The sequence below is a fragment of the Aquipuribacter hungaricus genome, assembly GCF_037860755.1.
GTDB classification, from domain to species: Bacteria; Actinomycetota; Actinomycetes; order Actinomycetales; family JBBAYJ01; genus Aquipuribacter; species Aquipuribacter hungaricus.
On record NZ_JBBEOI010000252.1, the window covers coordinates 1 to 4,888 of the forward strand.

Consider the following 4,888-nt stretch of genomic DNA (forward strand, 5'->3'; position numbering starts at 1 on the left):
AGCTCGGCGGCGTCGACCCCCTCGCCGCCGGTCGTGGTGGCGATGCCGACCCGGGCCCCGGCGCTGATGACGGCGTCGAGCAGGGCGACGGGCTCGTCGGTCGTCGAGCGCAGCCGGTTGGCCAGGGCGAGGGCGCCGCCGGGGCGCACGGCGGGCACGGCGACCGCGAAGTGCTCGCCGGACAGCCGGGCGATGGTCGACCCGGGCAGCCCGAGCCGGCCGAGCCGCCGGGCGACCTCGGCGAGCACCTGGTCGCCCACGGCGTGGCCCAGCGCGTCGTTCACCTCGCCGAGCCGGTCGACGACCATGACGAGGACCGCGGTCTCGGGCGCCGGCCGGCCGGCACGGGCCGGCACGGGCGCGGCCCCGGGGCCGATGTACAGCTCGAGCGCCGACAGCAGCACCCGGCGGTTGGGCAGCCCGGTCATGGCGTCGTGGTTCGCCTCCCAGCGGACCCGGTCGACGAGCTCGGTGTTGCGCATCCGCACCACCAGGTGCCCCGCGAGCGCGCCGACGAGCCGCTCGTCGTCGGCGCCGAAGCGGCCCGCGCCCAGCCGGTCGGTCACCACGAGCAGGCCGGTGCCGCCGAAGCGCACCAGGTCGAGGACGACCGCCTCGCGGGCGTGCAGCCCGTCGAGCCAGCGCCGGGTGGCGGGGTCGGCGGTGGCGAGGGTGACCAGGCCGTCGGCGCCCGCCGGCGGCATGACGAGCGGGGGCAGCAGCAGGGTCGGGTCGTGGGAGCTGGCGTGCACCTGCACCTCGCCCTCGCGGGAGCGCCACACCAGCCGGGCCGTCTGCGCCCGGACGAGCTCGCGGATGCCGGCGACGAGGTCGGGGGCGAGGACGTCGCCGGCGTCGGTGGTGACGCTGCGGTCGATGAAGCCCTGCACCATCCGCAGGTCGCCGTGCCGCCGGCGCAGCAGCATGAAGGCGCGGTAGGCCGCGGTGCTCCCGGCCGCGACGAGGCCCAGCAGCACCCAGCCGACGGGCCCGTCCTCGATGAGGACGACGCTGAGCAGGCCCAGGGTGGTCGCCAGCGTCGTCGTGGCCGCCGCGGGCCCGTAGGCGCCGACCAGGTCGCCGCGGCGCAGCGGGCCCACCTCGGCCCGGACGGCCAGCAGCAGCAGGGACGTGCTGAGCACGTCGACGACCGCGACGGCGGCGCAGGTGAGCACCGCGGTCCGCACGGTGAGCCCGGGCGCGGGCTCGAGGACGCTGTGGAGCACGGTCGCGGCGAGCGCCGTGCCGAGCAGGTGCACCGAGGCGGGCGGGGCGGCGGCGCGCACCGGTGTCCGCTGCAGGCGCGCGACGGCCAGCGCGGCGACCAGGTGGGCGCCCAGCAGCCAGCCGGGCGGGAGGAACACCAGCCCGAGGACCTGGGGGAGCCCGACGAGCGACAGGCTGCGGGTGCGCTCGCGGACCTCGACCTCGACCCGGCCGAGCTGGGTGAGGACGAACGCCCCGCACAGCCCTGCGGCCGCGGCGGGCAGCCCGGCGCCGCTCGCGCCCTCCAGCAGCGTGCCCGCGTGCACGAGGCCCAGCAGCAGCAGCGCGGCGGTGAGCGCGGCGGGCACGAGGACGAGCAGCAGCGCCACGGCCCGGGCGCCCGTCACGTGCCGCCCGGGTCCTGCTGCGGTGCTGCGGCGCATGGCCAACGCTGGTCTCCTCCGTGCACGGCCGCCGGATGGGGCCTCGTGCTCTGTCGGCGCACGGGGGGCCCGGCTGCAGCCCGGAGGGACGGGGTCCTGCGACCGGCCTAGCGGGGAGGGCGGAGCCAGAGCCGCGACAGCGGCGCGAACACCCGGTACGTGGCCCGCGCGTACCAGGGTGCGCCCGGTGGCAGGGGCACGCGGACGAAGGTGGCGCGGTAGCGCCAGGCGAGCAGGCCGTCCTGCAGGGGCTGGTCGCCGACGACTACCGCGCCCGGCGGCACCTGCAGGCGGGTGAACGGCTTGCGCGCGACGTTGACCTGCCCCCAGTGGGCGGGCAGCACGTGCGGCGACACCACCCGGTCGGAGTTGGTGACGACGAGCACCGGCTGGTCGGACCAGCGGGCGGCCAGGCGGGCGACCCCGGCGTCCAGGTCGTCCTGACCGGTGAGCCACGGTGCGACGTAGGGCTCGACGTCGAGCAGGACGAGGCTCGGCCGGCGCCGCACGGCGGTGTCGAGCCCGTCCTGCCACACCGCGACGTCGACGTCGTCGACCCGGCGCAGCAGGCGCCCGGGGGGCCGTGCGCCCCTCGGGCCTCTCGTGCCCTCGTGTGGGCCGCCCATCAGTGCAGCCCCCGCAGCTTCATCCGCGGCGGGCGCCCGTCGGGGTCGAACACCGTCCGGTACAGCGGGGTGGCGGCCCAGCGCTGCAGGACGGGCTGGGGCTCGGTGCGGTGGGGGCGCAGCCGGCCGGGCGGGCGCGGTCCCTGCTGCCCGCCGGCGTGCCAGGCGTCCAGCGCCAGGGCGCTGCGCCACAGGGCGTCGACGGCCTCGACGGGGTCGACGAGGTCGGCGTCGTCGCCGTCGGCCCGGTCCAGGTGCTCGCGCCAGAGCTCCAGGCGCAGGTCGCGGGCGAAGCGACGGGCGCCGTCGCCGAGGCCGGCGGGGTCGCGCGGCTCGCGCGGGTCGGCCTCGGCGTCGAGCACCGCGGCGGTGAGCTCGGAGTCGTGGGTCCACGACCGGCGGTTGAAGTTGTCGCTGCCGACGGTGCACCACACGTCGTCGATCACGCAGACCTTGGCGTGCACGTACACCGGCTCGCCGAGCGGGTTCTCCACGTCGAGCTCCCGGACCCGCTCGCCGCCGGCCTCGCGCACCAGCTGCAGCGCCTGGGTGTGACCGAGCAGCGTGGCGGGCACCGCCAGGACGCCGTCCTGGTCGGCGTGGCGGGGCACGACGACGACGAGGTGCAGGTCCGGGGAGCGGCGCAGCGCCTCGGCGAACACCTGGGCGACGTCGGTGGACCACATGTACTGGTCCTCGACGTAGACCAGCCGGCGGGCCCGCAGCAGCGCCTTGGCGTAGCCGCGCGCCGCGGTGCGCTCGCCGTCGGGTGCGAAGGGGTAGCCGGGCCAGCGGTTGGGGTAGGTGCGCAGCAGCTGGACCGCGCAGCTGCCGGCCGGCGGTGGGGGCGGCGCGGGCGCGGGCAGGCTGTCGGGGTCCCGGTCGGCGCCGCGCAGCAGGTCCGGGAGGACCTGCCACGGCAGCCGCGACAGCACCGCGGGGTCCTCCCAGCGCTCGCGGAAGGTGTCCTCGACGTCACGGACGACGGGGCCGTGCAGGCGGAGCTGGACGTCGTGCCAGGCCGGGGTGGTGCCGTAGGCGCGGGCGAAGTGCGGCTGCTCCTGCTCGTCGCCCTCGTGGCGGGCGTCGTCGCGGCGGCTGTGGGCCAGGTCGATGCCGCCGAGGAACGCGACGTCGCGGGAGGGGTCGTCGCCGTGGCGGACGACGACGAACTTCTGGTGGTGGCTGCCCATGGGCCGGACCCGCTGGTCGAGCAGGACCTCGGCGTCGTCCTCGGCGAGCCCCTCGGACAGGTCGCGGTTCTCCTCCGAGGAGAACCGGAAGCTGTCCAGGTGCGAGCGCCACAGCAGGCCCTTGACGTTCGCCCCCCGCCGGGCCGCGCCGGCGAACGCCTCGGTGACCGTGGGGCCGTCGTCGGTGAGCAGCTCGTCGGGGTCGCCCCGCCAGTCGGAGACCATGACGAGGTCGCCCGGCCCGGCGGCGGCCAGCTCGGCGGCGAGCTGGGGGAAGTACGTGCGGCCGTGCACGAGCGCCTGGACCCGGTTGCCGGTGCTCCAGGCCGGGAGCCGGGTGCGGTCGTTGCCGCGCTGCTCGGCGGACAGGAACCAGCGGCGCAGCGCGGCGTCCAGCCGGCCCTCCTCCACGTCGGTCCCCTCCGTGCGGCGCTCGCGCAGCAGCCGGAGCAGCTCCTCGCCGTCGGGCGCACGGACGACGGGCACGCCGCCGGCCTGGTCCACCAGGTCGGTCCCGCACAGGGTGATCCCGCCCAGCGGGGCGACCTGACGCAGCAGGACGGCCGCGACCTGCGCGGGGGCGGCGAGGGCGGCCTCGACGTACAGCTCCGGGTCGTGCTCGCCGTCGTCGCCGACGAGGCTCCAACGCACCTGCGGCAGCTCCCGGCGCAGCTGCTCCAGGGTGCCGCGCTTGTGCGCCTGGCCGTCGCGGAACCAGCGGGTGCGGGTGAGGCCCCAGTCGGTCATGAGCAGGGCGCCGGGCGGGAAGCCGTGCCGGGCGAGGAACCTCACGAGCGGCGGGGCCATGTTCCAGGGGCCGTTGGACAGGTAGACGACGGGGATGCCGGGGGTGGTGGCGTCCTCGGTGCCCGCCGACCCCTCGCCCGGGGTGCCCTCGGCCCCCGCGACGAGGTGGCGCAGCAGGTCGTCCATGCCGTGCACGGGCCGGCGGTCGGCGCCGGTCTGGGCGAAGGTCCGCCAGGCGGCGCGCCAGGGGTGGCGGATGCCGGTGAGCCACACGGTGTCGTCCACGTCGCACACCACGCCGGCCGTGGCCCGGGCGTCGAACACCCGCACCGGCGCCTGGACGGGCTCGCGGCCCGGCACCCGCAGCAGGACGGGCCGGCCGCCGGTCCCGCCCGGGACCTCCAGGCTGACGTCGAGCAGGCCGTTCTCGTCGCAGCGCACCCGGTGGCCGACGCCCCCTACGACCACCTCGACCTCGGCGCCGGCCTCCTCCAGGGTGAGCAGGCGCCTCCAGCCGCGGTGGCCGAGGTCGTCGCCGACCGGGCCGGGCGGGGCGAGCAGCGCGCGGCCGAGCACCCGCACCCGGTCGCCCACCGCGTAGCCGGGGAACGCCACGAGCGACGTGCGCCAGCCGTCGGCGCGCGCCCGGCGGGCCAGCAGGGCGTGCACCCCG

General features: G+C 77.6%; 3 protein-coding genes. All 3 read right to left on the bottom strand.

The window, feature by feature from the left end; genetic code table 11:
* The coding region (locus tag WCS02_RS17395) for a diguanylate cyclase domain-containing protein (RefSeq protein ID WP_340295508.1) at positions 1-1,649 on the bottom strand (1,649 nt) is incomplete at its 3' end.
* Between the two features lie 107 nt (positions 1,650-1,756).
* Positions 1,757-2,275 carry a hypothetical protein gene (locus WCS02_RS17400; protein WP_340295510.1) on the bottom strand — a complete coding sequence of 173 codons (519 nt, stop codon included), beginning with the start codon at positions 2,273-2,275 and terminating at the stop codon, positions 1,757-1,759.
* The coding region (locus WCS02_RS17405; RefSeq protein WP_340295512.1) for a phosphatase domain-containing protein at positions 2,275-4,888 on the bottom strand (2,614 nt) is incomplete at its 5' end. The genes WCS02_RS17405 and WCS02_RS17400, both read right to left, overlap by 1 nt.